Annotated in this window: 26 protein-coding genes and 1 tRNA gene; 6 read left to right on the top strand and 21 right to left on the bottom strand. The window is 65.8% G+C overall.

Annotated features, from left to right (window positions below):
- The first annotated feature begins 149 nt into the window (after nucleotides 1-149).
- Entirely contained in the window at nucleotides 150-1,238 is a 1,089-nt protein-coding gene (locus tag AC1RDS_RS04335; protein ID WP_348683729.1) for a tartrate dehydrogenase, read from the top strand.
- A 173-nt stretch (nucleotides 1,239-1,411) separates the two neighbouring features.
- Nucleotides 1,412-2,431, top strand: a complete 1,020-nt coding sequence (locus tag AC1RDS_RS04330; RefSeq protein ID WP_348683727.1) for a Bug family tripartite tricarboxylate transporter substrate binding protein — start codon at nucleotides 1,412-1,414, stop codon at nucleotides 2,429-2,431.
- Between the two features lie 151 nt (nucleotides 2,432-2,582).
- Here the strand turns inward: AC1RDS_RS04330 and modC are convergent, their stop codons facing one another.
- The 6 genes from modC to AC1RDS_RS04300 form a co-directional block, all read right to left on the bottom strand.
- On the bottom strand, nucleotides 2,583-3,650 hold the full coding sequence (modC, locus tag AC1RDS_RS04325) for a molybdenum ABC transporter ATP-binding protein (RefSeq protein WP_348683725.1): 1,068 nt from the start codon (nucleotides 3,648-3,650) through the stop codon (nucleotides 2,583-2,585).
- A gap of 1 nt (nucleotide 3,651) precedes the next feature.
- Nucleotides 3,652-4,329, bottom strand: coding sequence for a molybdate ABC transporter permease subunit (gene modB / locus AC1RDS_RS04320; RefSeq protein ID WP_092700576.1), 678 nt, complete (start codon nucleotides 4,327-4,329; stop codon nucleotides 3,652-3,654).
- An 80-nt stretch (nucleotides 4,330-4,409) separates the two neighbouring features.
- Nucleotides 4,410-5,180, bottom strand: coding sequence for a molybdate ABC transporter substrate-binding protein (modA, locus tag AC1RDS_RS04315; protein ID WP_092700598.1), 771 nt, complete (start codon nucleotides 5,178-5,180; stop codon nucleotides 4,410-4,412).
- A 143-nt stretch (nucleotides 5,181-5,323) separates the two neighbouring features.
- Complete coding sequence (locus tag AC1RDS_RS04310; RefSeq protein ID WP_092700573.1) at nucleotides 5,324-5,989, bottom strand: methionine ABC transporter permease; 666 nt, start codon at nucleotides 5,987-5,989, stop codon at nucleotides 5,324-5,326.
- A gap of 3 nt (nucleotides 5,990-5,992) precedes the next feature.
- The gene (locus tag AC1RDS_RS04305; RefSeq protein ID WP_092700570.1) at nucleotides 5,993-7,036 is read right to left on the bottom strand and encodes a methionine ABC transporter ATP-binding protein; all 1,044 of its coding nucleotides are present in this window, start codon (nucleotides 7,034-7,036) and stop codon (nucleotides 5,993-5,995) included.
- A 190-nt stretch (nucleotides 7,037-7,226) separates the two neighbouring features.
- Nucleotides 7,227-8,417 carry an MFS transporter gene (locus AC1RDS_RS04300; protein WP_348683721.1) on the bottom strand — a complete coding sequence of 397 codons (1,191 nt, stop codon included), beginning with the start codon at nucleotides 8,415-8,417 and terminating at the stop codon, nucleotides 7,227-7,229.
- 277 nt (nucleotides 8,418-8,694) lie between these two features.
- Between AC1RDS_RS04300 and AC1RDS_RS04295 the strand changes: the two genes are divergently transcribed.
- Nucleotides 8,695-8,913, top strand: coding sequence for a hypothetical protein (locus AC1RDS_RS04295; RefSeq protein ID WP_348683719.1), 219 nt, complete (start codon nucleotides 8,695-8,697; stop codon nucleotides 8,911-8,913).
- Nucleotides 8,914-9,070: 157 nt separating this feature from the next.
- Here the strand turns inward: AC1RDS_RS04295 and AC1RDS_RS04290 are convergent.
- From AC1RDS_RS04290 to tolB, 5 genes are all read right to left on the bottom strand, one after another.
- A tRNA-Lys gene (locus AC1RDS_RS04290) sits at nucleotides 9,071-9,146 on the bottom strand.
- Between the two features lie 62 nt (nucleotides 9,147-9,208).
- Entirely contained in the window at nucleotides 9,209-10,021 is an 813-nt protein-coding gene (locus tag AC1RDS_RS04285) for a tRNA threonylcarbamoyladenosine dehydratase (RefSeq protein ID WP_092700564.1), read from the bottom strand.
- A complete protein-coding gene (gene ybgF, locus AC1RDS_RS04280) occupies nucleotides 10,018-10,788 on the bottom strand; it encodes a tol-pal system protein YbgF (RefSeq protein WP_348683717.1) in 771 nt (256 codons plus the stop codon). The genes AC1RDS_RS04285 and ybgF overlap by 4 nt, the downstream gene beginning before the upstream one ends.
- 20 nt (nucleotides 10,789-10,808) lie before the next feature.
- Nucleotides 10,809-11,339: a peptidoglycan-associated lipoprotein Pal gene (pal, locus tag AC1RDS_RS04275; protein ID WP_026435210.1), complete on the bottom strand. Its 531-nt coding sequence runs from the start codon at nucleotides 11,337-11,339 to the stop codon at nucleotides 10,809-10,811.
- A 44-nt stretch (nucleotides 11,340-11,383) separates the two neighbouring features.
- Nucleotides 11,384-12,703, bottom strand: coding sequence for a Tol-Pal system beta propeller repeat protein TolB (gene tolB, locus AC1RDS_RS04270; RefSeq protein ID WP_348683714.1), 1,320 nt, complete (start codon nucleotides 12,701-12,703; stop codon nucleotides 11,384-11,386).
- 119 nt (nucleotides 12,704-12,822) lie between these two features.
- Between tolB and msbA the strand changes: the two genes are divergently transcribed.
- Entirely contained in the window at nucleotides 12,823-14,610 is a 1,788-nt protein-coding gene (gene msbA, locus AC1RDS_RS04265; protein ID WP_348683713.1) for a lipid A export permease/ATP-binding protein MsbA, read from the top strand.
- 22 nt (nucleotides 14,611-14,632) lie between these two features.
- Here msbA and AC1RDS_RS04260 read toward each other — a convergent pair whose 3' ends face one another.
- The 6 genes from AC1RDS_RS04260 to mltG all read right to left on the bottom strand — a co-directional run bounded on the left by AC1RDS_RS04260 (nucleotide 14,633) and on the right by mltG (nucleotide 19,268).
- Entirely contained in the window at nucleotides 14,633-15,304 is a 672-nt protein-coding gene (locus AC1RDS_RS04260; RefSeq protein WP_287876096.1) for an ankyrin repeat domain-containing protein, read from the bottom strand.
- Nucleotides 15,301-16,107 (bottom strand): TatD family hydrolase, encoded by an 807-nt coding sequence (locus AC1RDS_RS04255; RefSeq protein WP_287876094.1) that lies wholly within the window; start codon nucleotides 16,105-16,107, stop codon nucleotides 15,301-15,303. Before AC1RDS_RS04255 ends, AC1RDS_RS04260 begins: the two co-directional genes overlap by 4 nt.
- A gap of 61 nt (nucleotides 16,108-16,168) precedes the next feature.
- Nucleotides 16,169-16,528, bottom strand: a complete 360-nt coding sequence (locus tag AC1RDS_RS04250; protein ID WP_092700547.1) for a PilZ domain-containing protein — start codon at nucleotides 16,526-16,528, stop codon at nucleotides 16,169-16,171.
- 16 nt (nucleotides 16,529-16,544) lie between these two features.
- Entirely contained in the window at nucleotides 16,545-17,552 is a 1,008-nt protein-coding gene (locus tag AC1RDS_RS04245; protein WP_092700544.1) for a DNA polymerase III delta subunit-related protein, read from the bottom strand.
- Nucleotides 17,549-18,226, bottom strand: a complete 678-nt coding sequence (gene tmk / locus AC1RDS_RS04240) for a dTMP kinase (RefSeq protein ID WP_092700541.1) — start codon at nucleotides 18,224-18,226, stop codon at nucleotides 17,549-17,551. Before tmk ends, AC1RDS_RS04245 begins: the two co-directional genes overlap by 4 nt.
- 58 nt (nucleotides 18,227-18,284) lie before the next feature.
- Nucleotides 18,285-19,268 carry an endolytic transglycosylase MltG gene (mltG, locus tag AC1RDS_RS04235; RefSeq protein WP_425285673.1) on the bottom strand — a complete coding sequence of 328 codons (984 nt, stop codon included), beginning with the start codon at nucleotides 19,266-19,268 and terminating at the stop codon, nucleotides 18,285-18,287.
- Nucleotides 19,269-19,313: 45 nt separating this feature from the next.
- On the opposite strand from mltG, the gene ygfZ reads away from it, so the two are divergent.
- On the top strand, nucleotides 19,314-20,231 hold the full coding sequence (gene ygfZ, locus AC1RDS_RS04230) for a CAF17-like 4Fe-4S cluster assembly/insertion protein YgfZ (RefSeq protein WP_092700535.1): 918 nt from the start codon (nucleotides 19,314-19,316) through the stop codon (nucleotides 20,229-20,231).
- A 62-nt stretch (nucleotides 20,232-20,293) separates the two neighbouring features.
- On the opposite strand, the gene AC1RDS_RS04225 is transcribed toward ygfZ, so the two are convergent.
- The 3 genes from AC1RDS_RS04225 to AC1RDS_RS04215 are packed head-to-tail and all read right to left on the bottom strand — an operon-like array spanning nucleotide 20,294 to nucleotide 23,052.
- Nucleotides 20,294-21,151: a YbgC/FadM family acyl-CoA thioesterase gene (locus AC1RDS_RS04225; protein WP_092700532.1), complete on the bottom strand. Its 858-nt coding sequence runs from the start codon at nucleotides 21,149-21,151 to the stop codon at nucleotides 20,294-20,296.
- 9 nt (nucleotides 21,152-21,160) lie between these two features.
- On the bottom strand, nucleotides 21,161-22,123 hold the full coding sequence (locus AC1RDS_RS04220) for an alpha/beta hydrolase (RefSeq protein ID WP_092700529.1): 963 nt from the start codon (nucleotides 22,121-22,123) through the stop codon (nucleotides 21,161-21,163).
- 59 nt (nucleotides 22,124-22,182) lie between these two features.
- Entirely contained in the window at nucleotides 22,183-23,052 is an 870-nt protein-coding gene (locus AC1RDS_RS04215; RefSeq protein ID WP_092700526.1) for a 2-keto-4-pentenoate hydratase, read from the bottom strand.
- Nucleotides 23,053-23,111: 59 nt separating this feature from the next.
- Between AC1RDS_RS04215 and gbd the strand changes: the two genes are divergently transcribed.
- Nucleotides 23,112-24,248, top strand: a complete 1,137-nt coding sequence (gbd, locus tag AC1RDS_RS04210; protein ID WP_092700523.1) for a 4-hydroxybutyrate dehydrogenase — start codon at nucleotides 23,112-23,114, stop codon at nucleotides 24,246-24,248.
- A gap of 181 nt (nucleotides 24,249-24,429) precedes the next feature.
- On the opposite strand, the gene AC1RDS_RS04205 is transcribed toward gbd, so the two are convergent.
- Complete coding sequence (locus tag AC1RDS_RS04205; RefSeq protein WP_092700520.1) at nucleotides 24,430-25,257, bottom strand: HDOD domain-containing protein; 828 nt, start codon at nucleotides 25,255-25,257, stop codon at nucleotides 24,430-24,432.
- Between the last annotated feature and the right edge of the window lies 1 nt (nucleotide 25,258).

The raw sequence follows: 25,258 nt of genomic DNA, 5'->3' as shown, positions 1-25,258 counted from the left end.
CCTCAGGTTAACGATGGATTCACTCTAGCGACGCTCCGAAGACCTGTCCACATCTAAAGTCCTTCTCACTGCTTGGCTTCACCACCTTGTTTTCCACCGCCCGCCATCCCTGCACGGGCGATCCCCCCACGTTTCCACCCAGACATCGCATGAAAACCTACCAAATCGCTACCATCCCCGGAGACGGCATCGGCAAGGAAGTCATTCCCGCCGGCCAACGCGTGCTGCAAGCCCTGGCGGCCCACCACCCGCACCTGCGCTTTGACTTCGAGAATTTCGGCTGGGGCGGCGACTGGTACCGCGCCCACGGCGTGATGATGCCGGCCGATGGGCTGGACGCCCTGCGCGGCAAGGACGCCATCCTGTTCGGTTCGGCGGGCGACCCCGACATCCCCGACCACATCACCCTGTGGGGCCTGCGCCTGAAGATCTGCCAGGGATTTGACCAGTACGCCAACGTGCGACCCACGCGCATCCTGCCGGGCATTGATGGCCCGCTCAAGCGCTGCGGCCCCAACGATCTGGACTGGGTCATCGTGCGCGAAAACTCCGAGGGCGAGTACTCCGGCGTGGGCGGCCGCGTGCACCAGGGCCACCCTATCGAGGCGGCCACCGATGTGTCCATCATGACCCGCGTGGGCGTGGAGCGCATCCTGCGCTACGCCTTCCGCCTGGCGCAGTCGCGCCCCCGCAAGCTACTCACCGTCATCACCAAGAGCAACGCGCAACGCCATGCCATGGTGATGTGGGACGAGATTGCCGCGCAGGTGTCTGCCGAGTTCCCCGATGTAAAGTGGGACAAGGAACTGGTGGACGCCGCCACGGCCCGCATGGTCAACCGCCCCGCCACGCTGGACACCATCGTCGCCACCAACCTGCATGCCGACATCCTCTCGGACCTGGCTGCCGCGCTGGCGGGCAGCCTGGGCATTGCGCCCACGGGCAACATCGACCCCGAGCGCCGCTACCCCAGCATGTTCGAGCCCATCCACGGCTCGGCCTTCGACATCATGGGCAAGGGCCTGGCCAACCCCATCGGCACCTTCTGGTCGGTGGTGATGCTGCTGGAACACCTGGGCGAGGCCGGCGCGGCCCGCGCCGTGATGCAGGCCATCGAGCAGGTCACCGCCAACCCGGCCCTGCACACCCGCGACCTGGGCGGCACGGCCACCACGGCGCAGGTGACCGATGCCGTGTGTGCACTGATCAGCAGCGCACCCGCGCGCCAAGCCGCCTGATACGGTTTTGCATTCAATCGGATAACTAGGCGGTAAACCGCAGGCAGTGCTGTAGCACGGCAAGGCGAACTGACGACGTTATACGTTTGAAAGCAAAGCCGTATGAGCCCGGCTGGCAGAACAACAAGGTCGCAAAGACCATCCGCCCCGCCATCCACATCCCGGAGACACACATGAACCACACCGCCCTGCCCCCCAGCGCCATCGCCCAGCCCTTGCGCCGCCACCACCTGCTGACACTGGCCGTTGCGGCGGCAGCGGCCTGCCTGCTGCCCGGCACCGCCGCCCACGCCCAGGCCTGGCCCGCCAAGCCGGTGACCATCGTGGTGCCGTTTGCAGCCGGCGGCACCACCGATGTACTGGCCCGCGCACTGGGCGAGAAACTGGCCACCGCCCTGGGCCAACCGGTGATCGTGGAAAACCGGGGCGGCGCGGGCGCCACCATTGGTGCCGACTATGTGGCCAAGGCCCCGGCCGACGGCTACACGCTGCTGATGGGTGCGGTGCACCACACCATTGCCACCAGCGTGTACAAGAAGCTCGGCTACGACTTCCAAAAGAGCTTTGCGCCCATCACCACCGTGGCCCTGGTGCCCAATGTGCTGGCGGTGAGCGCCACCACGCCCGCCAAGGATGTGAAGGAACTGGTGGCCCTGGTGAAGGCCACGCCGGACAGGTTTTCGTATGGCTCCAATGGCGCGGGCACCGCGCAGCACCTGATCGGCACGCAGTTGTCCACCGCCATTGGCCACCCGCTGCTGCATGTGCCCTACAAGGGCAGTGGCCCGCTGACCACCGATCTGCTCGGCGGGCAGGTGTCGATGTCGTTCGACACCGTGACGCCCGTGCTGCCGCACATCAAGGCCGGAAAACTGCGCGCGCTGGCCGTGACCACGGCCAAGCGGTCGTCGTCGCTGCCCGACGTGCCCACGCTGGAGGAAAGCGGCTTTGCGGGCTTTGATATCGGCACCTGGTTCGGTGTGCTGGCCCCCGCACGCACGCCCGCCGACATCGTGGCAAAACTGAACACCGAGATGGTCAAGGTGATCCAGTCGCCCGACTTCAAGAAGCGCATGCAGGACATCGGCGCCGAGCCCATCGGCAACACAGCAGCGCAAATGGCCGAGCAGATAGCGGCCGACACCGCACGTTTTGCCAAGCTGGTCGCAGAGAACAAAATATCGACCGAGTGAACCCGGGTTGCCCGCTGACCTGCCGCTACAGGAAACCATGCGGGCCCTCTCGAACTCACAAGCCAAGACCCGACAGATGGGGTGAGCCCCCCAGAAAACCCAGGCAGTCCGCTGCGGTTGTCGGGCTCGGGCAGGCCCGCACCTGCCGGCATCACTCCATCAAGGCCACCGATTTCATCTGCACCCACAACATGCGCCCCGGCGCGACACCCAGCGACGCGGCCGACCGCTTGGTCAGCCGGGCCAGCAGCATGGCGTCACCCACACGCACGCGCACCAGCGCAAGGCCGGGGTGCTGGTCGTCTCCCACGGCGTCAACGCAGCCGGGCAACACGTTCTGGATGCTGCTGCTTCCCGGCTCTTGCGCCAGGCTCACATCCCGCGCCAGCACCCGCACCCGAACGCGGCGGCCCACGGGCAGGCCCTGGTCACGCACCCACAGGCTGCCACCCGAAAAATTCACACGCGCCAGATGCCATTCATGATCGAGCTCGCCCACCGTGGCATCCAGCACCGCGCCAGCGTCTTCCCCCAGCGTGATGGGCAGATCGATGCGGGCCAGCGTTTGCGCCAGCGGCCCGCTGGCCACGACCCGGCCGCCGTCCATCACCACCAGGGTATCGGCCAGCCGCGCCACCTCATGGGGTGAGTGGCTGACATACAGCACGGGGATGTCCAGCTCGTCGCGCAGGCGTTCCAGGAAGGGCAGGATTTCCTGCTTGCGCTGCAGGTCGAGCGCGGCCAGCGGCTCGTCCATCAGCAGCAGGCGCGGGTTGACGGCCAGTGCCCGCGCAATGCCGGCCCGCTGGCGCTCGCCACCAGACAAGGTGTCGGGCTTGCGATCGAGCAGATGGCCAATGCCCAGCAGGGTAACGGCCTGATCGAAGCCCGCGTGCTGCGTGCCCTGGCTGCGCTTCATGCCATAGCGCAGGTTGCCCATCACCGTCAGATGGGCAAACAGGCTGGCCTCCTGGAACACATAGCCAATGGGGCGCTGGTGCGCAGGAAGCCAGCGGCCAGCGTCTTGCCACACGTCACCGCCCACCATCAGGTGCCCTTGCGGGGCGCGCTCCAGCCCTGCGATGCAGCGCAGCACGCTCGTCTTGCCCGAGCCGGACGGGCCGAACAGCGCAGTCACGCCGCGCCCCGGCAAGCCCAGGTCCACGTCAAGGCAAAAGCCCGGCCACTCGCGCCGAAAACGCGCCTGGATGCCCGCCATGTCAGCCACCCCTCTTGGGCTGCGGGCGCCAGGCATACAGGGCCAGCAGCACCACAAACGAGAACACCAGCATCACCGCCGACAGCCGGTGCGCCTGCACATATTCCAGCGCTTCCACATGGTCGTAGATTTGCACCGAGGCCACGCGGGTGACGCCGGGCAGGTTGCCGCCAATCATCAGCACCACCCCGAACTCGCCCACGGTATGGGCGAAAGTCAGCACCGAGGCCGTCAGAAAACCCGGCGCCGCCAACGGCACGGCCACGGTAAAGAAGGCATCGAGCGGTGAGGCGCGCAGCGTGGCGGCCACTTCGAGCGGCCGGTCGCCCACCGCCTCGAAAGCCGTTTGCAGCGGCTGCACCATGAAGGGCAGGGAATAGAACACCGAGGCAATGACCAGGCCGCCAAAAGTGAAAGGCAGTGGACCCAGGTTCAATGCCTGGGTGAGTTGCCCCACCAGGCCGCTGGGCCCCATCGCCAGCAGCAGGTAAAAGCCCAGCACCGAGGGCGGCAACACCAGGGGCAAGGCCACCACGGCTCCAATCGGCCCCTTCCAGCGCGACGGGGTGCGCGCCAGCCACCAGGCAATGGGTGTCCCGAGCAGCAGCAGGATCAGGGTGACCAGGCCCGCCAGGCGCACAGTCAGCCAGAGGGCCTGCAGATCACCGTCCGTCAGCATGGCGTTGCCTCCCACGAATCACATGGCGCCCCGCCGACGCAGCCCAAGCCGTGGCCCATGCCTGCACGCACGCCAGCGCCCTACTTGCTGGCCGCATCGCCGGGGAGGACGAAACCATATCGGGTCATCACGGCACGGGCGGCCTTGCTGCCCATGTAATCGGCGAACTGCTGGGCGAGCGCGTTGTTTTCTGCCCGCCGGGTGATGATGAAACCCTGCTCCAGCGGCGCATGCAGATCGTCCGGAATGAGCCAGTAACCGCCCTTTCTGGCCAGTTCGGGGCTGACCGCCAGGGCCAAGGCGATGACGCCCACCTGCGCATTGCCGGTCTGCACGAACTGCGCGGTGTGGGCGATGTTCTCGCCATAGACCAGTTTGGGTTCGACCTTGCCCCACAGGCCCGAAGCCCGCAGCGCTTCTTCGGCGCGCTTGCCATAGGGCGCATGGCGGGGGTTGGCGATGGCGACGCGGGTGATTCTGGCGTCGGTCAGGCTGGCCAGCGTCATCTGGCGGGCGTCCATGCCGGCACTCCACAGCACGATGCGGCCCAGGGCGTAGGGCTTGACCTCGGAGGCGGCAAATCCGGCCTTGGCCAGCGCGCGCGGAAAGGCAATGTCGGCCGAAAAGTACAGGTCGTAGGGCGCGCCCTGCTGGATCTGGGCGTTGAACTTTCCCGACGAGCCGTAGATGACCTCCACCTGGTCGGCGCTGTGGGCCTGCAGGAAGGTGGTGACGATCTCGTCCATGGCGAACTTCAGATCGGCCGCAGCCGCCACGGTGATTTTCCCGGCATGGGCCGAGGTGGCAAACAGCATGGCGCTGGCAAGCAGCAAAGGGCGAAAAAAATGCATGGCCGCAAGCATACGGCACGCATCCGGCCCCGCCCATCGCCACCCGCCCAAACGGGCCTGTTGATGCGACCAGGTCCGTTTTTAATAAAGTAAGGCTTTAGCGCTTGTACAACAAGCGCCATAAGCTATTAAACATATAGCAATCAGCGATGACTCAGGCGCCTCACGGCCCAGTCGCCCAGGCTCTGAATGGCCTGCACAAAGAAGATCAGCACCACCACCACGGCCAGCATGATGTCGGGCAAAAAGCGCTGGTAGCCATAACGGATGCCCAGGTCGCCCAAGCCGCCGCCGCCAATGGCACCGGCCATGGCCGAGTAGCCGGTCAGGCTCACGAAGCTGATGGTCAGGCCGGCCACGATGCCGGGCAAGGCCTCGGGCAGCAGCACCTTCCAGACGATCTGGCCGGTGGTCGCCCCCATCGACTGGGCGGCCTCGACCAGGCCGTTGTCCACTTCGCGCAGCGCGGTTTCCACCAGGCGGGCAACGAACGGCGCGGCCGCCAGCGTGAGCGGCACCACGGCAGCCGCTGTGCCGATGGACGAGCCCGTGATCAGCCGCGTGAACGGGATGATAGCCACCAGCAGGATGATGAAGGGCGTGGAGCGCACGGCGTTCACGATCCAGCCGACGGTCTTGTTGAGCGGGCTGTTTTCGAGCACACCGCCCCGGTCCGTGAGGCGCAGGAACACTCCCAGCGGAATGCCGATCAGGCCACCCACCACGCCCGAGATGCCCACCATCACGATGGTTTCCCACAGCGAGGTGGCAAACAGCTCCAGCATCATTTCTGAAAAATTCTCGAACATCGCTCAACCTTCCGTTGTCACTTCTTGCACCACCACGCCTTCGCCACGCAGCTGCGCAATGGCGGTCTGCAGCCGGGCGCCGTCGCCGCTGGCATACACGGCCAGCGAGCCGAAGGTCTGGTCCTGGATCTCGTCGATCTGGCCGTGCAGGATGGACAGGTCCAGCCCGTGGTCGCGGATCAGGCGCGACAGAATGGGCTGGTAAGCCCGCTCGCCCGAGTACGACAGTCGCAGCAGCTGGCCCACACCGCCCTGCAGCTGGCCCGACAGATGGCGCACATGGTCGAGCACGCTGGCGGGCAGCTCCTGCGGCACGATCTCATCGATCAGGCTCTTGGTGATGGGTTGCTGCGGGCGCGTGAACACGTCGATCACGGGGCCCTGCTCCACGATGCGCCCGGCGTCGATCACCGCCACGCGATCAGCCACCTGCTTGATGACCTGCATCTGGTGCGTGATCAGCACCACCGTGAGGCCCAGCTCCTTGTTCACCTGGCGCAGCAGCGCCAGGATGGAACGCGTGGTTTCGGGGTCAAGCGCCGACGTGGCCTCGTCGCTCAGCAGCACCTTGGGGCGGCTGGCGAGCGCACGCGCAATGCCCACGCGCTGCTTTTGTCCGCCCGAAATCTGCGCGGGGTAGCGGTCGGCCAGTGCCGACAAGCCCACGAGATCGAGCAGCGGGTTCACCCGCGCACGGATGGCCGCCTTGTCCATGCCCGCCAGTTCCAAGGGCAGCGCCGCGTTGTCGAACACCGTGCGCGACGACAGTAGGTTGAAGTGCTGGAACACCATGCCGATGTCGCGGCGCGCAGCGCGCAGATCGGCGTCATTGAGTTGCGTGAGATCGCGGCCTGCCACGATCACCTCGCCCCGGGTGGGTCGGTTGAGCAGGTTGATCACCCGCACCAGAGAGCTTTTGCCCGCACCGCTGCGGCCGATGATGCCGAACACTTCGCCCGGCGTGATGTGCAGGTCGATGCCACGCAGGGCCTCGACCGGGCCTTGTGGGCCCGGATAAATCTGGGTGATACCCCGTAAGTCGATCATGAAATGACATTGCGCCGCTAGGGCCTGGGGCCACCGCAGCGCAAGAAGTTGGAGGGAGGCTGAACTGTAATCAGAAAATATAAACCATCAAAATATCAAAAAATAAAGTAATAAGACCATCTGGTTATTTGGCCAACGCGGCGCCGTCATCGGCGCACGCCCAGGAAGACCCCGGCGGGGGTGAGATCCCTCACACCGGCCGGTGGTGGGCCTGCAGTCCGCGCGCAACCAACGCGCCGAGGGCCAACACCCCCAGCGCGGCACCGGTGAACACCGCTGCCAGCCAACCCCGGTCCACGCTGGCCGCCGCCACCACCACGCCCGTGGATTGCCCCAGAAACAGCAGGCAGGCAAACAGCGTGACGGCAGTGCCCCGCGCCTGCGGCGCCATCTGCGTTGCTTGCGTCTGCAAAGTGTTGTGCAGCATGTAAAAGCCCAGCCCCGCCAGGAAGCAACCCAGCACGGCCCAGGCCACCACGGGTGCCCACGCCAGCAACAGCAGGCCGCTGGCAATGAGCGCTGATCCCGCCAGCGCCAGTCCCGTCTCACCCAGCCAGGCCAGCCAGCGCCGCGCAAACACGCTGTACAGCAGGCCACCCACCCCATACAGCACCATCACGCCCCCTGCGGTCGAGGCTGACAAGCCAAAACCGCCCGTCAGGCGGGCGGGCACAAAGGCCAGCGTGCCGAAGGCCAGGGCGCCTTCGATGGCCACCACGATCAGCACCCAGCGCACGCGCGGCATGCGCAACAGCTGGACCACCCCTGCCAGGTAGGCGGCCAGTGAAAACGCGGGGGCGTCTGCATTCACCGCAGAAGCCGCCGCAAGCCCCGCGCGGGCATGGCGAAACAGCAGCACCGCAGCCATCAGAAACAGCATGGCCAGCACGGCAAACGCGGCGCGCCAGCCCAAGTTCTCGGTGGCAAAGCCCCCAAACCACTGGCCGGCCATCATTCCGGTAACGGTGGCGCCCATGAGCCGCGCCAGGGTTTCCTGCCGCTGCGCATAGGGCACCTGGTCGCCTATCCAGGCCATCGACAGCGGAATGATGCCCGCCGCCGCGGCCCCCATGGCAGCGCGGGAAACCACCAGTACCGCCAGGCTGGGCGCCAGCGCCGTGACGGCACTGAACAGCGCACAGGCCGCCGTGGCGCCCATGATCACCTGCACCTTGCCCAGCCGATCACCCAGCGGGCCATACACCAGTTGCAGGACGCCATAGGCCACGGCGAATGCCGCAATCACGGCAGATGCATCGCCGGTTGTCGCCTGAAACTCGTGCGACAGCGCAATCAGCATGGGGTCACACACACGCATCGATGCCATGCTGGAAAAGGCCGCCAAGCCCATCAGGCGCAGCATCATGGGAGAAGTGGTCATGTCGCGCATTGTCGAGCGACAGGCCGCAAGCTGCTATCGCACCGCCGGATTCCCCGCACCCTGACCTCATCGCCCGTTGCAGGAACTATCAAAACAATAGCTCCCTGCACTTGAGGCATCAGCGCCAATGGCCAAAACAGGCAAAGATCCCTCGCACCCAGCGCAATCATTCGTGTGCAGATACGCGTACTTGAAAAATTGACAGAAAGTAACCGTTGAACCACGGGAATGGTGTGCAATCAGACCGTCAGCGAAATCCCAGGACTAAGGACTTGCCATGCCAGTCGCATATCTCAGACAACTCGCCTTGGCGCTGGAACGCACGAAAAACGCCGTGCGAGTCACCCACCCCTACCAGCTCGCCCTGGTCCAGTGGCTGTGGTCCCGTGGCTACATCGAGGCCAAGATTTCTGCGATGGCAGCGTCCTCAAGGGCAGTAGCCGAGGTGCTGGGCATCACGGGACTTGGGCGACAGTTGATCGGCCCCCAGACATGACAAACCTGCGTTGCAGCGACAGCAAGGGCACCATCGCCATGCCGGTCGCCAGCAAGGCGAGCACTCGCCACGCAACAGGCAGGACGGGCCCGTACTGTTTTTGCACGAGATTGAAGAAAAAAAAGGCCCCTGCATTGCTACAGGGGCCTATTGACTCTGGTGGGACGTGCGGGGGTCGAACCCACGACAAACGGATTAAAAGTCCGCTGCTCTACCAACTGAGCTAACGTCCCAATTGCCGCAATAGTTTTATCGACTGCTGCAAAGCCTTGGATTATAGCGTGATTTTTTTGACCTACCGGGAGATGGTGGCCAGTTTGTCGAGCACCCATCCTGCAGCACATTGGCCAAAGGTTGCCGTCACGGCCACGACAGAGCCATAACCATGGCAATTCAGGGTGCCATCCCCCTCCACCGCACAGGACGCATCGGGCGCGGCCACGGCCTCGCGGCTGAAGACACAGGTGATACCCATCTTGCGTGCTTCACGGGGGGCCTGGTGGTGTTTGCGCAACCGGTAGCGCAATTGCGCCAGCAGCGGGTCGTGGGTTGTGGCACTGAGATCGTCGATATCGATCTTGTGCGCATGCCGCTTGCCTCCGGCCGCACCCACGCTCACAAAAAGCGTTCCTGTGTCGCGTGCCCAGGCTGCCATCGCTGTTTTGGCCTTGATCTGGTCGCAGGCGTCAATCACTGCGTCGATCGGCCCTGTCAGCAAGTTCGGCCAGTTCTCCGGCGTGACGAAATCATCGATGCACAGCACCTCGCAATGGGGATTGATGAGCGCAATGCGCTCCTGCATGGCCACCACCTTGGCCTGGCCCACCGTCGTGGTCAGCGCATGAATCTGCCGATTGATGTTGGATTCGGCGACATGGTCGAGGTCAATCAGGGTGATGCGCCCCACACCGCTGCGTGCCAGGGCTTCGGCTGCCCACGAACCAACGCCGCCAATACCTACCACGACTACATGGGACTGCTCGATACGTGCCGCGCCTGCAACGCCGTAGAGGCGCTCAAGCCCGCCAAAACGGCGTTGCCGATCCACATCGGAGCCCGCATCGCCCGCCACGGAAGCGACGACGGCAGGCACGCTCACTGCCGTCATTTGAGGCGCGACAACCGCTCTTTCGCGGCCACGGCGGCTTCGGATTGGGGATAGGCCCGCAGCAGATCTTCCAGGGTCTTGCGGGCCGCGCGGGTTTCCTTCAATTCGATCTGGCAGTTGGCAATCGACAACGCAGCTTCGGGGGCACGCGCGTGACCAGGCGAGCCGGACATCAACAACCTGAAGTTGCCGATGGCCTCCTTGTACTCACGCGCTGCATACTGCGCATTGCCCAGCCAAAACCGCGCCGAAGGCACGTAGCCGCTGCGCGGGTACTGGCGGACAAAGCCAGCAAAAGCCGTGTTGGCCTCTGCGAATTTGCCCGTGCGGAAGATTGCCAGTGCGGCCTCGAAATCACGTTTTTCAGCGGCATCGGCCTGGAACTCCAGTCCATCCACCGTCACTTTCACGGGCTCAAACTGGCGCAAGCGCTCATCAACCCCTTGTGCGATGTCTCTCTGGCGACGCTGCAGCTCCCCGACGTCACGCAACAGCTGCTCGTTTTGTCCACGCAACGTGGCCTGCTCCACGCGCAACGTTTCAATCTGCGTCTGCAGATCCAGCAAGCTGCGCCTCTGCTGGGAGTTGTCATCACCCGATTTGCGAAGATCGTCCGCGGACCGCTGGTTGGCCAGCTGCAGCGCATCCACCCGCTGCCGCAATTCGAGGATGGCACGCCGTGCCTCATCATCCTCAAACAGCGCAGCGTGGCTGATGGAAACAAAGGCACACGACAGCACCAGCGCCAGCAGCGCCCGTGCCGGCATGGGAAACTTTGCTGCGCGCATCAACGGTAGGACAGTTCGGCGCGGCGATTTTGCGCGTGCACATCTTCACTGTTACCGTGCGCCGCCGGCTTTTCTTTGCCAAAACTCACGGCTTCCACCTGGTTGTCGGAAACGCCCAGCAAACCGAGCGATCGACGCACAGCCTCTGCACGCTTTTGGCCCAGGGCCAAGTTGTACTCGCGGCCGCCGCGTTCATCGGTGTGGCCTTCCACCATGACCTTGCGGTTGCCACTGGACTTGATGAAACGGGCGTGGGCCTCGATCAGTGACTGGAATTCTGGCTTGATGACATAGCTGTCGTAGTCAAAGTACACCAGACGGCTGACGCCAACCGGGCCAGCCGCGTCGCGTGCGGATTGCCCCAGATTGACACCTGCCACACCGGCCTGTCCGGCATTGGCCCCGCCACTGCCACCTGTGGTGGGGACTGCCGTCTTGTCTTCAACGGGAACGTCGTCGAGCTTGACACCCGAACTGCAACCCGCCATGAGGGCGGCAACGGTAATGGCGAGGGAAATGCGTTTGATCATCCAAAATTCTCCTGCAAGCTTCGTATAAAAATGTGCCAAAAGGTTCACTGCTTCTGAAACGGACCCCAATCGGGTTCGCGAATGTCGCCGCCCTGCCCTGCAAGGCGCGCCTTGATCTTTCCATCCAGGGTGCTGGTCATGAGGGCTTCCCGGCCCTGATGCTGCGTTGCATAAACAATCAGGCGGCTGTTCGGGGCAAAGCTGGGGCTTTCATCGGCACTGGTATCGGTAATGGCCGAAACAGCACCCGATGACAGATCCATCACATGCAGCTTGAACGCCCCATTGATCCGGGAGATGTAGGCAAGCCAGCGGCCGTCCGGGCTGATGCTGGGCGAAATGTTGTAGGTGCCTGTAAAGGTCACGCGCTGGGCATTGCCGCCAGTGGTGGGCACTTTGTAGATCTGGGGTGCACCGCCGCGGTCACTCACAAAATAAATGCTGCGGCCGTCGCTGGAAAAAACGGGCTCCGTGTCAATGCCAGCACTTTGCATCAATCGGCGAGGCTCACCACCATTGGCATCAATGGTGTAGAGCTGGGAGGCCCCGTCCCGGCTCAGGGTGACAGCCAGGGTGCGGCCATCCGGTGCCCAGGCAGGCGCGCTGTTGGAGCCGCGGAAATTGGCGATGAGCCGGCGCCGACCCGTGGCCACGTCGTGCACATACACCACGGGTTTGCGCGACTCGAACGACACATAGGCAATCTGCCCGCCATTGGGCGACCATGCCGGAGAAATGATCGGCTCGGGGCTGGACAAGGCGGACTGCGCATTCTCGCCGTCCGCATCGGCCACCCAGAGGCTGTAGCGCGTGCCCGCCTTGGTGACATACACGATGCGCGTCGAGAAAACACCGCGCTCGCCGGTCAGTTTTTCATAGATGAAGTCGGCAATGCGGTGCGCCACCAGGCGCAGATCGCCTTGGCTGACCACAAAACTCTGGCCACCGAGGTCTTGGCCGCGCACCACATCCCACAGGCGAAAGCGCACGTCAAAACGTCCATCTGCAAGCCGTGTCACGCTTCCGGTGGCGAGGGAGTCAGCACTCTTTTGCCGCCACAGGGCCACATCGGGGCGCGAGGTCTCATCCAGCGCAACGCCGGATGCATCCACCGCGCGAAATTGCCCGCTGCGCTCCAGATCGGCCTGCACAATGGCTGCGATCTTCTGCGGGGACTGCGCCTCGCCCCGAAACGGGGCGATGGCCACCGGCAGCTGGGTCAGGCCAACGCCCGTGACCTCGACACGAAATTGCGCCAGTGCGGGCAATGCGGGGGTGGAAATCAACGCGGCCATCAGGCTGCGGCGCAGGGGTTGCGGCAAGGCCGCGGAGAACATGGAATGAGGTGTGCGATCAGTGGTCATTGGCAGCCAGCGGAAACCGAACGAAAGCCGGTGGACAGGCGCCAATGTTACACACCATCGGCACCCCCCTGTGACAAACTGTGCAATGGGCACGCGGCGAAACGTAGAATCCGCCCCACATGCAAGCCACCGATACGAATGCCCAGGCGGATTCCGCCGCGCTTTCACCCCCACCCAGCCTGCGCGCCCGACTGGCGCGGCTCTCGATCTATTTCGGACACCATCGCCTCGCCTGGATCGTTGCCATTGTGGCCACCCTGGTGGGCGCCGCGACCGAACCGCTCATTCCCGCCTTGCTGCAACCGCTGCTGGACCGTGGCTTCACCCAGGGCACCTTGCAACTGTGGATGGTGCCGCTTGCAATCATGGGTGTTTTTCTGGTGCGGGGGCTGGCACAGTTCGTGGCCCAGTATGCGCTGGCGCGCATTGCCAACGAAGGCATGCTGGCGCTGCGCCAGGCGCTGTTCGATCGCGTACTGGCGGCGGAGATGGCCCTTTTCAGCCGCCAGTCGGCCAGCGCGCTCTCCAACACCGTGGTGTACGAGGTGCAGACAGGTTCCACCCTGCTGGTGCAGGCATTGATGGGCCTGTCGCGCGACGGCTTCACGCTCATCGCCCTGCTGGGTTACCTGCTTTTCCTGAACTGGCAACTCACGCTGATTGTGGCCGTGGTGGTTCCCGGTGTCGCCTGGATCATGAAGACCCTGTCGCGACGCCTGTACAGCCTGACCAAAAGCAGCCAGCAGGCAACGGACGAGCTCGCCTATGTGGTGGAAGAAAACGTCCTGGCGCATCGGATGGTGCGCCTGCACGGGGCGCAAGCGGGTCAGGCAGAGCGCTTTGGCCACCTGAGCCGAAGCCTGCGCCGCCTGGCCATCAAATCGACCATTGCGTCGTCCTCCATGACGCCTCTGACCCAGTTGCTGGCCGCCGCCGCGCTCTCGACGGTGATCTGCATCGCCCTGTGGCAAAGCCGGGGCGCGGCAGACACCCGCGAGGTGACGGTGGGCGGCTTTGTCTCATTCATCACCGCCATGCTGATGCTGATTGCGCCCATCCGCCGGCTGGCCGATGTGGCCAACCCGATCACCCGCGGCCTGGCTGCGCTGGAGCGCGGCCTTGCGCTGCTCAGCGATACGGTGGCGGAAACCGGCGGCCATTACACCGCAGAGCGCGCAAAAGGCGCCCTGACCCTGCAGGACGTGACCGTGTCTTTTGGCCCAGAGCATGCCCTCGCCCTGGACCGGGTGAACCTGTCCGTGCAGCCAGGGGAAATCGTGGCCCTGGTCGGCCCCTCGGGTGCCGGCAAGACCACCCTGGTGAACCTTCTGCCCCGATTCGTGAGCCCTTCTGCCGGACAGATACTGCTGGACGGCCACCCCTTGGCCGAATGGCGCCTGGATGCACTGCGTGCGCAATTCGCCATGGTCAGCCAGGATGTGGTGATGTTCAACGACACCATCGCCGCCAACGTGGCCTTGGGCAGCTCGGTGGATGAACAACGGGTGCGCGAATGCCTTGCGGCTGCGAACCTGACAGAGCATGTGGCCGCGCTTCCCCAGGGCATCCACACCATGGTGGGCCACAATGCCACCCAGCTCTCCGGCGGTCAGCGCCAGCGTCTGGCCATTGCGCGGGCCTTGTACAAGGATGCGCCCATCCTCATCCTGGACGAGGCCACCTCCGCGCTGGATACCGAATCAGAGCGGCTGGTGCAGGATGCCCTGCAACGGCTCATGCGCGGGCGCACCACACTGGTCATTGCCCACCGCCTGTCCACCATCGAACATGCCGACCGCGTGGTGGTGATGGAGCGGGGCCGCATCGCAGAGCAAGGCACGCACAGCGCCTTGATGACCAGCGGCGGGCTCTATTCGCGCCTGCAGAATCGCCCGGCCGCCGGTTAAGCGCCTCGCAATTGGCCACCCGCTACCACTTGCCGCGGTTCGGCTGGCGGCGTCGGATGGCGGCGGCAATGGCATCGGCCGCGTCCCTGCGATCGACCCGCAGGGCAAAGTCAGTGGCAGTCAGCCCCAGCCGGTTCTTCAGTGCAGGGTCGGCGCCCTCATCCAGCAACAGCTGCAGTGCTTCCCTCGTGCCGTATTGCGCGGCCATCATCAGGGGCGTGGAACCATTGGGCGACGCCGCATCGATGTAGGCATGGTGTTCCAGCAGCAAGGCCATGATGGCCGTGTGCTCGGGCATGGCGCCCGACGCTGCATAGTGCAGGGCCGTCCAGCCCGGCTTGTTCACGTCGGCATCCCGCGCTATCAAGGCCTTGACCGCCTCGATGTTGCCCTTGATGGCTGCCAGCATCAGCGGGCTTTCGTCCTGCGCGTTGCGTGCCTCCACATTCAACTGTCGTGCGCCCATCAGCGCCGCAAAGGCATTGCGGGAGTCCAGCTGCAACGCCATCGACAAACCCACCTGCCCCTTGGGATCGCGCGTGTTCGGGTCAAAGCCCCTGCGCAGCAGCGTTGAAATGGTGGCACCATCGTCGCGCTGGATGGCTGTGAAGAAATCGTCGTAGGAGCCGGCGTGCGCCATCGCACTCGCGGCCACCAACGCCAGGGCGAGCATGGAACGGCGTTGCAGGCTCATGCCACCACTCCTTTGAACAAGGCCTCGAAATTGCGGCTGGTGGCCTGCGCCACCACGTCCAGCGCGATGCCCCGCGTCTGGGCGATCTGCCGGGCCACCAGGGGCACATACGAGGGGTTGTTGGTCTTGCCCCGGTAAGGCACGGGGGCCAGGTAAGGGCTGTCGGTCTCTATCAGCATGCGATCCAGCGGAACATAGGCCGCCACGTCGCGCAAGTCCTGCGCGCTCTTGAACGTGACGATGCCCGAGAACGAGATGTAGTAGCCCAAATCGAGCGCGGCGCGCGCCACCTGCCTCGACTCGGTAAAACAGTGGAACACGCCGCCCGCCAGATTGCCCGCACCGTCTTCACCCTCTTCGCGCAGTATCGCCAGGGTGTCATCGGAAGCGCTGCGGGTGTGGATCACCAGGGGTTTGCCGCAGGCCCGCGCAGCGCGGATATGGGTGCGAAAGCGCTCGCGCTGCCATTCCAGGTCGGCAATGCTGCGGCCGCCCTTGCGGTCTTCCATGCCGTAATAGTCCAGGCCCGTCTCGCCAATGGCCACCACGCGGGGCAGCGCGGCGCAGTGGAGCAGGTCTTGCACCGAGGGCTCGGTCACGCCCTCGTTGTCGGGGTGCACGCCCACGGTGCTCCAGAAATTGTCATGGGCCAGCGCCAGCGCATGCACACCATCGAACTCTTCCATGGTGGTGCAGATGCACAAGGCCCGATCCACCTGGGCGTCGGCCATGGCCTGGCGAATGGCGGGCAACTGGCTGAGCAGTTCCGTAAAAGTGAGGTGACAGTGCGAATCAGTAAACATGCGGTCTTGAAACAACAAAGCCGACCAGCCAGCGCGGGTCGGCACAGGACCACCAACGCAATCAGATGGTCTGCGTGGGGCGCTCAGAACCCAGGGCAGTGCCCAGCAGTTCCTCGATCTTGGCCTTGAGCTGGCGCGATTTCTCGTCCTTGGGGAACTGGATGCCAATCCCCTGTGTGCGGTTGCCCGCTGCGCGCGGCGGGGTGACCCACGCCACGCGGCCGGCCACGGGATAGCGCTGGGTATCTTCAGGCAGCGTCAGCAGTACATAGACATCGTCACCCAGCTTGTAGTTGCGCGGTGTGGGAACAAAAATGCCCCCTTCCACAAAAAAGGGAATATAGGCCGCGTACAAGGCCGCCTTTTCCTTGATGGCCAGCTGCATGACACTGGGACGGGGCGCGGTGGAAGGACTGGTCATGGTGATGGGTGCGACTTCAGTGCCTTGAGTGTAGGATGTTTCGCGCCTGCGCCACAAGCGCCTCCAGCATGAGGCCGGCGTTGAACGGATGGTCCGCCGTGCGCGCTTCCTTGGCAAGTGCGCGGGACCAGCGCGTGAGGGCTCCCAGCGGGGGCGGCTTGGGCAGATCGCCCGGCGCGAAATAGCGCGGTGCCGCACCCATGCTGGCGGCCAGCAGGTCGTGGCACAGTTTCTGAAGGGCGTCGATTGCCTGGGCAGGTGCCCAGTCGCCCAGCGCCGCCACATCCCCCCGCGCAATGCCCTGGGGCAGCGCCGCCCAGGCCTGCGGGCTGCGGCCGGAGCGGGCCAGAGCCAGGGTGTCATCCGGGCGGCCACCGGCCGCACGCAAATGCGCGGCTGCAGCCGCTGGCTCCACCCCCTGCCCGGCAAGCCACTGCAGCATGTCGGCCTCGGCAGGCCAGACCATGGTGTGCCCCAGGCAGCGGCTGCGGATGGTGGGGAGCAACTGGTGCGCGGCTTCGCTGGCCAGCACAAAGCGCACGTCGCCGGGCGGCTCTTCCAGCGTCTTGAGCAGCGCGTTGGCCGTGATGTGGTTCATCTGCTCGGCCGGATACACCAGCACCGCCTTGCCGCGCCCGCGGGCCGAGGTGCGCTGCGCAAACTCCACCGCATCGCGCATGGCCTCGACGCGGATCTCGCGGCTGGGCTTGCGCTTTTTGTCGTCGATGTCGGCCTGGGCTTTTTCCGACAGGGGCCAGCCCAGCGCCATCATCTGCACCTCGGGCATCAGCACGCACAGGTCGGCATGGGTGCGCACGTCGATGGCGTGGCAGCTGCCGCAGTTTCCGCAGGCCCCCTGGGCAGTCGGCGCATCGCACAGCCATGCGCGAACCAATTCCATCCCGAGGGTGTACTGCCCCAGGCCCGATGGCCCCTGCAGCAGCCACGCATGGCCGCGCTGGGCCAGCAGGCTGGTGCGCTGCACGGCAATCCAGGGTGCCAGCGCCACGGTGGCTTCGCTCATTGCGGCCCTCCCTGCGTGGCCACCATGATCGCCAGCCAGCCCTTGCGCACGAACACGCTGGTGAGCTGCTGCCACACGCGGTGGCGCTCCTGTGCCGCATCCAGGCGCGCAAAGCGCTGGGGCGCGGCGGCAGCGCGGTCGGCATAGCCCTGGGCCACGCGGCGGAAGAACTCCACGGGCTGGGCCTCGAAACGGTCGGGCACACGCGCACCGGCCAGCCGCTCGGCCGCCACCTCGGGGGCCAGGTCGAACCACACCGTCAGATCGGGTTCTCGCATCCAATCGGCGTCTGGTGCAAGCCCCGTCTGGGCAAGGCGCTCCAATGTGGCTAGCACCCCGAGATCAAAGCCGCGCCCCGCGCCCTGGTAGGCAAAGGTGGCATCGGTGAACCGGTCGCACAGCACCACCTCGCCCCGCGCCAGCGCGGGCTCGATGACGTTGCGCAGGTGATCGCGCCGGGCGGCAAAGATCAGCAGGGACTCGGTGAGCGCGTCCATGGGGTCGTTCAGCACCATCTCGCGCAGCTTTTCGGCCAGCGGGGTGCCGCCTGGCTCGCGGCTCACGGTGACCGTGCGGCCCTGGGAGCGGAACGCGGCGGCCAGGCCCTCGATGTGCGAGGACTTGCCTGCGCCGTCAATGCCTTCAAACGTGATGAACAGACCGGGTCGTGACATGGAAACCTTGGTTGAATCGGGGCGGACTGGCGGGCAAAAACAGCAGTGCAGCGGCCGCTCACTGCCCCCGCTGGTAGCGGTTGACGGCGCGGTTGTGCTCTTCCAGCGAAGCGCTGAAATGGCTGCTGCCATCGCCCTTGGCCACAAAGTACAGGGCGCGCGTGGCGTCGGGCTGCACGGCGGCCAGCAGCGCGGCCTTGCCCGGCATGGCGATCGGCGTGGGCGGCAGGCCCGCACGGGTGTAGGTGTTCCAGGGCGTGTCGGCCTGCAGGTCCCGCTTGCGCAGGTTGCCGTCAAACTTCTCGCCCAGCCCGTAGATCACGGTGGGGTCGGTCTGCAGCAGCATGCCTGCCCGCAGGCGGTTGGCGAACACGCCGGCGATCTGGCCCCGGTCGCGGGCCTGGCCGGTTTCCTTTTCCACGATGCTGGCCAGGATCAGCGCCTGGTCGGCCGACTGCAGGGGCGTATCGGCCGCGCGCTGCGCCCAGGCGGCTTCGAGGCGGCGGTCCATGGCGTGCAGCGCCCGGCGCAGCAGGGCGAGGTCGCTCGAGCCCTTGGCATAGGTGTAGGTATCGGGAAAGAACCGCCCCTCGGGATGCACGCCTGGGCGGCCCAGCTGCGCCATCAGCGCCTCGTCGGTCAGGGTGGCGGAGTCGGGCCTGAGCTGGTCTTCCCGGGCCAGTGCCTGGCGCACCTGGCGCCAGTTCCAGCCCTCCACCAGCGTGAGTGCGCGCAGTGCCTCTTCGCCGCGGGCCAGTTTTTGCAGCAGGCCGATGGGGGTGGTGCCCGGCGGAATTTCGTAATTGCCGGCCTTGATGGCGCGGTCCTGCCCCGACACGCGGAACCAGGCGTACAGCAGGCGGGCATCCACGCGCGCCCCGGTGGCCACCACATCGCGGGCCACGCCCCTCGGTGTAGTGCCAGGCTCGATGGCCAGCTCCAGCGTCTCGCCGGCTGCAACGATGGGCTGGTTCAGCCACCAGTAGGCGGCACCACCCGATACGATCAGAACCAACGCGATCAAAACCAGTAAACGTCGCACAACCCTGCTGCCTGTATGTATGGGAGCGGGCATCATAATTCAGCGATGACCTACTCGTTGAACGGCATTGCCCCCCTGTCCCACCTCGGCGTGATTCGCGTGGAAGGCGAAGACGCTGCCAAATTTCTCCACGGCCAGCTCACCCAGGATTTCGCCCTGCTCGGCATGGACCGGGCCCGCCTGGCCGCCTTTTTGTCGGCCAAGGGCCGGATGCAGGCCAGCTTCATCGGCTTCAAGCGCAGCGCCACCGAGGTGCTGCTGGTCTGTAGCCGCGACCTGCTGCCCGCCACGCTCAAGCGCCTGTCGATGTTCGTGCTGCGCGCCAAAGCCAAATTGACCGATGCCACCGCCGACTTCGCGCTGTATGGCGTGGCCGGGGAATCTATCCATTCAGTAGCTTTTGGTGCGCAACCTGCCTGGTTCAAAACCGACATTGGCTCTGCAACCGTGGTGCACCTGTACCCCGCAGACGGCGCCCCCCGTGCATTGTGGGTGGCACCGGCCTCCGATGCAGCCCCCGCAGGCCCTGCCCTCGACCCCGCGCTATGGTTGTGGAGCGAGGTGCGCAGCGGCGTGGCCACACTGACCACACCGGTGGTGGAAACCTTTGTGCCCCAGATGCTCAACTACGAATCGGTGGGCGGCGTGAACTTCAAGAAGGGCTGCTACCCCGGGCAGGAGGTGGTGGCACGCAGCCAGTTCCGGGGCACGCTCAAGCGGCGCGCCTATGTGGCGCATGCGGCGGCCGAAGTGGCAGTGGGGGCCGAAGTGTTCAGCACGGCAGACCTGGAGCAGCCCTGCGGCACCGTGGTGCAGGTGGCGCCGGCCCCCGGTGGTGGCTTCGATGCCATCGTGTCACTGCAGATCACGGCCGCGCAAGAGGGCGGCCTGCAGGTGGGCGCGGCGGGCGGCGTGGCGCTGTCGCTGCAGCCCCTGCCCTACGCGTTGCTTGAAGATATTTGAATCCAAATGGCTTCAGCGCTTATGCATCGAGCGCTGGAAGCTCATTTTCCAACAGCAAATCCCTACAGTCTCCGCGCCATGGCAATGTGCGCAATGCCTGCTTCCTCATACGGCTCGCCCACCACAGAGAAACCGGCGCGGCGGTAAAAGCCTTCGGCATTGCGCTGGGCGTGCAGCCGTACCTCGCTGTCGCCCCGGGCGCGCGCGGCCTTGACCAGCGCGTCCAGCAACTGCCGCCCCCATTGCACGCCGCGCACCGAGCGGTCCACCGCCATGCGGCCGATGCGGCCCACGCCCGGCGCCTGCTGCAGCAAGCGGCCGGCGGCAATGGGCATGCCCAGCCGGTTGTAGAGCACGGCATGGCGGGCCGAGATGTCCTGCACGTCGGCCTCGATCTCGGCGGGGATGCCCTGCTCATGCACGAACACCGCGGTGCGCACGCGGCCCGCATCGCGGCCCAGGGTGTTCCAGTCGCCGGTGCGCACCTCGGCCATGTCGGCGCCCGCCTCAAAATCCTCGAAGATGGCGCGCAGCGCAGGCGGCACCGGGCGCGAGGTCTGCGTCGCGGGGTCGGCAAACACATAGACCAGCTCGCCCGACACCAGCAGCCGGTCGCCGCTGAAGATGCCCGCCTCGAACAGGCTCGACGAGTTGCCCACCCGCGCACAGCGCAGGCCCACATCCAGCGTGTCATCGAGCCGCGCCGAGGCATGGTATTCGAGCGTGGCCTTCTTCACATACATCTCGCCGCCCAGCGCCAGCATGCTCGACTCGTACGGCAGCGCCAGCGCGCGCCAGTAGTCGCTCATGGCCGTGTCGATGTACATGAGGTAGTGCGCGTTGAACACGATCTTTTGCATGTCCACCTCGGCCCAGCGCACGCGCAGGCGGTGAACACAGCGGAAGTCACTGCGTTGCATCAATTCTCGTTACTCCAGGTGAAATGCCAGGCGCAGCGCACGGGCAGCGTCGGCATGGGCCTTGCGCGCTTCGGGGATGGCGCGGCCCATCTTGATGAATTCGTGGGTCACGCCCCGGTAGATGTCCAGGTCCACCGGCACGCCTGCCAGGCGCAGCTTGTCGGCGTAGTCAACGCCCTCGTCCACCAGCGGGTCGCATTCGGCCAGGCCGATCCACGCGGGGGCCACGCCCTCCACATCGGGGGCGAGCAGCGGGGCGAAACGCCAGTCTTCGCGCTCCGCGCGGCTTTGCACATAGTTGCCGAAGAACCAGCTGATGGCGGGCTCCTCCAGCACCAGGCCCCGTGCAAAGGTGGCGTGCGAGGGCGTGTCCTGGTGGGCCGCACAGCCGGGATAGATCAGCAGCTGCAGCGCCAGCGGCAGGCCGGCATCGCGCGCCAGAACGGCGTTGACGGCGGCCAGCGTGCCGCCCGCGCTGTCCCCGCCCACGGCCAGGCGCGCCGGGTCTGCGCCCAGTGCCTGGGCATGGGTGGCCAGCCATTGCAGGGCATCCCAGGCATCGTTGCTGGCCGCGGGAAAGCGGTGCTCGGGCGCCAGCCGGTAGTCCAGCGATACCACCATGCAACCCGCCAGACGCGCCAGCTCGCGGCACAGGATGTCGTGCGTGGCAATGCTGCCGATGGTGAAGCCGCCCCCATGCAGATACAGCAGCAGCGGCAGGCCCGTGTCGGTGGACGGCGCATACAGCCTGGCAGGCAGCGCATGGCCGTCGCGGGCCGGAATCTGAAAATCCTCCACGCGCGCCAGGGTGGCCTTGGGTACCTCCAGCACATCGGCGCCGGCCTGGTAGGCCATGCGGGCATCCTGTGGGGAGCGCGTATGCAGCGGCGCATGGCCCGCTCGGGCCATGCGTTCCAGCACGCTGCGCATCTGGGGGGTCAGGCGGGTATGGTGAATGTGCAGATCGGTCAACGGTCAGGGTCTCGAACAAAAGCCCGCACAGCGCGGGCCGGATCAACAAGGGGATGGATTTACCTGAAGCTCAGCCGCACAGGCGTTGCACCCGGCAGGCCGCCGTAGGTGGTGGTCACCGACAACCCGGCCCTGGGCGGCAGCAGCGGCGAAAACGAGCCCAGGCTGATCAGGTCACCCGGCTGCATGGCCAGCCCCTCCTGCGCCAGCGCACCGGCCAGCCACACCACGGCGTTGAGGGGATGGTCCAGGATGTCGCTGCCCTTGCCACCGCCCAGGCGCGCGCCCGCGCCATCAGTCAGCGACACGTTCATGTCGGCCAGCGCCTTGAGCATGGCATAGCGCTCGGCACGGTAGGCGGGCACGGCCAACGGCGCACCAGCCACGCCCAGGCGCGCACCCACGTTGATGGCGCTCACACCCGCGCCGTTGAGCTTGGTCGGGGCCTGCACCATGAGGTCGGGCAGTTCGATGAACGGGATGACCTGGTCCACCGCATCCAGCACTTCCATGGGCGTGCGGGCCTGGTTGATGGCGGCGCTCTTCACGCGCACCAGCATGTCGGCCTCGTACAGCGGACGGGCACCAAACGCCGCATCCACCGTGGCGCCGCTCTGCAGCACCATGCCTTCGTAGAGCTTGCCCCACACGGGCTTGTCGGTGTTGAAGCGCTTTTGCACCGCCGGGTTGGTCAGCCCCGCCTTGTAGCCAATCACCTTGCCCAGGCGCTGCGCCAGCAGCTGGTTGAGCTTGCCGCGCGTGCAGGCGCCATCGGCTTCGGACAGGTCTTCAGGGTTGGCGGCCGGGGTCCTGGCGACATAGTGGGCCACCAGGTCAGCGGTCTGGGCGTCGGTCAGGCACTGTGCCTGCGCGGCTGTCGCACAAGCGACGACCCCGGCCAGGGCGGTGAGGGTTTGCTTCATGGTCATGCGTGTCTCGGGGTTGTAAAGTGTTTGCAAGCATCGTAAACGCAACTCCACCCACTGCCATGTCTCTCATCTACTACGTCACCCAGGTCCAGTTCGAATTCGGCGCCGTCCAACTCCTCCAGCAGGAATGCGAGCGCGTGGGCATCACGCGCCCCCTGATCGTGACCGACCCCGGCGTGAAGGCCGCGGGCGTGCTGCAAAAGGCGCTGGACGCCCTGCCCGGCATGACCGTGGCGGTGTTCGACCAGACGCCGTCGAACCCCACCGAAGCCGCCGTGCGTGCCGCCGTGCAGATGTACAAGGCCCAGGGCTGCGACGGCCTGATCGCCGTGGGTGGTGGCTCGGCCATCGACTGCGCCAAGGGCATTGCGATTGCCGCCACGCACGAGGGGCCGCTCACCCACTACGCCACCATCGAGGGCGGTTCGCCCCGCATCACCGACCGTGCAGCGCCCCTGATCGCCGTGCCGACCACCAGCGGAACCGGCAGCGAGGTGGCACGCGGCGCCATCATCATCGTGGACGACCACCGCAAGCTGGGCTTTCACTCGTGGAACCTGGTGCCCAAGGCCGCCATCTGCGACCCCGAACTCACGCTGGGCCTGCCCCCCATGCTCACGGCCGCCACCGGCATGGATGCGATTGCGCACTGCATGGAGACCTTCATGTCCGCCGCGTTCAATCCCCCGGCCGACGGCATCGCGCTCGACGGCCTCACGCGTGGCTGGGCCCACATCGAGCAGGCCACCAAAAACGGCAGCGACCGCGACGCGCGCCTGCACATGATGAGCGCCAGCATGCAAGGCGCCATGGCGTTTCAGAAGGGGCTGGGCGCCGTGCACTCGCTCAGCCACAGCCTGGGCGGCGTGAACCCGCGCCTGCACCACGGTACGCTCAACGCCATGTTTCTGCCCGCCGTGGTGCGCTTCAACGCGCAGGCGGAGTCGGTGCAAAAAGACAAGCGCCTGGAGCGCATGGCCCATGCCATGGGTCTGGCCGCAGCGGGCGACATCCCCGAAGCCATCCGGGACATGAACGCCCGCCTGGGCCTGCCGACCGGCCTGGCGGCCATGGGCGTGACCGAAGGCATGTTCGACGACATCATCCAAGGCGCGATGGCCGACCATTGCCACAAGACCAATCCGCGCATCGCCACGCCCGAGGAATACCGGGACATACTGGCGCAGTCGCTCTGAGCCTGGGCAGGGAACCGGCAGCGCACGCCAAAAGCAATACGCCGCGCACATCGGGCCACGGCAGCCCCGCCGGCCTCATACGGTTTTGCCTTCAAACGTATAACTTCGTTGGTTCGCCTTGCCGTGCTAGAGCACTGTCTGCGGCTTCCCGCCTAGTTATCCGCTTGAATGCAAGACCGTATCAGACCATGTAGTCGGAGGCCTCGGGCCGTACGGTCCAGTCGATCGGGTCTTGCTGGAGCACCATGTCGATGTCATAGCCCAGCATCAACCCCACCTCGCCCGGGAAGGACACCGCCATTTCCTTTTCGCCCATGTCGGCCTCGCGAGCACGGGCGCGCCACGATGCCAGGTGGATCACCCCCGCCAGCGGCTCGTAGGCGTTGTTATCGAGCGGAGCGCTCTGGTGCTGCAGGGCGTCCACCACCACTTCAGGAAACTGCCAGCGCTGCGCCAGCCCGGCGCTCACGCTGCCATAGCAGTAGCCAAGAACGCGCTGCTCGATCTTGGCCCGCCGCATATCGAACGGCGACATCAGCGCGTTGATCGGCAAGAGGATGTCCGGGGCGGCCAGGTGCATCAGCAGCTCGCCCAGCGCATGCAGCAAACCTGCGGTGTAGGCGGCAATCTGGTTGTGGTGGCCGATGCCCGCCAGGGAACGGGCCAGCTTGGCCGTATTGAGGCTGTAGCGCCAGAACTGCTGCATGTTGATGCCCGGCACCGAACGCGAAGTGGTGCCCAGCGGCGCGGAAGAGACCAAGGTCCGCAACTGCGCCACGCCCAGCAGCGCCAGCGCCTCGGGGATGCCGACAATCTGGCGCTGCATCTGGAACGCCGGCGCATTGGCCACCTCCAGCAGCCGCGCGGCCAGTGCCGGATCGGTGCCAATGAGCTGGTTGGCCCGACGCAGGCTGGGCTCCTCATGGCCCAGTTCGGTCATCAGCAGCGCCACGGCGCGCGGAAGACTGGGCAGAGCCACAGGGTGTGCCAGCAGTGCGTTCAGCTCCATG

It is taken from the genome of Acidovorax sp. GW823-FHT02H02 (assembly GCF_058797075.1).
Note: the sequence above shows the minus strand (reverse complement) of the source record. Positions and strands in the feature narration are given on the sequence as shown.

What these genes read in the sequence shown, in the direction of transcription:
- AC1RDS_RS04310 (WP_092700573.1), bottom strand. Translation starts at nt 5,989, where the DNA reads ATGTTCGAGAATTTTTCAGAAATGATGCTGGAGCTGTTTGCCACCTCG.
- tmk (WP_092700541.1), bottom strand. Translation starts at nt 18,226, where the DNA reads ATGTCACGACCCGGTCTGTTCATCACGTTTGAAGGCATTGACGGCGCA.
- ygfZ (WP_092700535.1), top strand. Translation starts at nt 19,314, where the DNA reads ATGACCTACTCGTTGAACGGCATTGCCCCCCTGTCCCACCTCGGCGTG.
- AC1RDS_RS04295 (WP_348683719.1), top strand. Translation starts at nt 8,695, where the DNA reads ATGCCAGTCGCATATCTCAGACAACTCGCCTTGGCGCTGGAACGCACG.
- AC1RDS_RS04205 (WP_092700520.1), bottom strand. Translation starts at nt 25,257, where the DNA reads ATGGAGCTGAACGCACTGCTGGCACACCCTGTGGCTCTGCCCAGTCTT.
- ybgF (WP_348683717.1), bottom strand. Translation starts at nt 10,788, where the DNA reads ATGCCGGCACGGGCGCTGCTGGCGCTGGTGCTGTCGTGTGCCTTTGTT.
- AC1RDS_RS04225 (WP_092700532.1), bottom strand. Translation starts at nt 21,151, where the DNA reads ATGCAACGCAGTGACTTCCGCTGTGTTCACCGCCTGCGCGTGCGCTGG.
- AC1RDS_RS04255 (WP_287876094.1), bottom strand. Translation starts at nt 16,107, where the DNA reads ATGTTTACTGATTCGCACTGTCACCTCACTTTTACGGAACTGCTCAGC.
- modA (WP_092700598.1), bottom strand. Translation starts at nt 5,180, where the DNA reads ATGCATTTTTTTCGCCCTTTGCTGCTTGCCAGCGCCATGCTGTTTGCC.
- gbd (WP_092700523.1), top strand. Translation starts at nt 23,112, where the DNA reads ATGTCTCTCATCTACTACGTCACCCAGGTCCAGTTCGAATTCGGCGCC.
- AC1RDS_RS04215 (WP_092700526.1), bottom strand. Translation starts at nt 23,052, where the DNA reads ATGACCATGAAGCAAACCCTCACCGCCCTGGCCGGGGTCGTCGCTTGT.
- tolB (WP_348683714.1), bottom strand. Translation starts at nt 12,703, where the DNA reads ATGACCACTGATCGCACACCTCATTCCATGTTCTCCGCGGCCTTGCCG.
- modC (WP_348683725.1), bottom strand. Translation starts at nt 3,650, where the DNA reads ATGGCGGGCATCCAGGCGCGTTTTCGGCGCGAGTGGCCGGGCTTTTGC.
- modB (WP_092700576.1), bottom strand. Translation starts at nt 4,329, where the DNA reads ATGCTGACGGACGGTGATCTGCAGGCCCTCTGGCTGACTGTGCGCCTG.
- AC1RDS_RS04300 (WP_348683721.1), bottom strand. Translation starts at nt 8,417, where the DNA reads ATGACCACTTCTCCCATGATGCTGCGCCTGATGGGCTTGGCGGCCTTT.
- AC1RDS_RS04245 (WP_092700544.1), bottom strand. Translation starts at nt 17,552, where the DNA reads ATGAGCGAAGCCACCGTGGCGCTGGCACCCTGGATTGCCGTGCAGCGC.
- AC1RDS_RS04305 (WP_092700570.1), bottom strand. Translation starts at nt 7,036, where the DNA reads ATGATCGACTTACGGGGTATCACCCAGATTTATCCGGGCCCACAAGGC.
- AC1RDS_RS04335 (WP_348683729.1), top strand. Translation starts at nt 150, where the DNA reads ATGAAAACCTACCAAATCGCTACCATCCCCGGAGACGGCATCGGCAAG.
- msbA (WP_348683713.1), top strand. Translation starts at nt 12,823, where the DNA reads ATGCAAGCCACCGATACGAATGCCCAGGCGGATTCCGCCGCGCTTTCA.
- AC1RDS_RS04330 (WP_348683727.1), top strand. Translation starts at nt 1,412, where the DNA reads ATGAACCACACCGCCCTGCCCCCCAGCGCCATCGCCCAGCCCTTGCGC.
- pal (WP_026435210.1), bottom strand. Translation starts at nt 11,339, where the DNA reads ATGATCAAACGCATTTCCCTCGCCATTACCGTTGCCGCCCTCATGGCG.
- AC1RDS_RS04250 (WP_092700547.1), bottom strand. Translation starts at nt 16,528, where the DNA reads ATGACCAGTCCTTCCACCGCGCCCCGTCCCAGTGTCATGCAGCTGGCC.
- AC1RDS_RS04260 (WP_287876096.1), bottom strand. Translation starts at nt 15,304, where the DNA reads ATGAGCCTGCAACGCCGTTCCATGCTCGCCCTGGCGTTGGTGGCCGCG.
- AC1RDS_RS04285 (WP_092700564.1), bottom strand. Translation starts at nt 10,021, where the DNA reads ATGACGGCAGTGAGCGTGCCTGCCGTCGTCGCTTCCGTGGCGGGCGAT.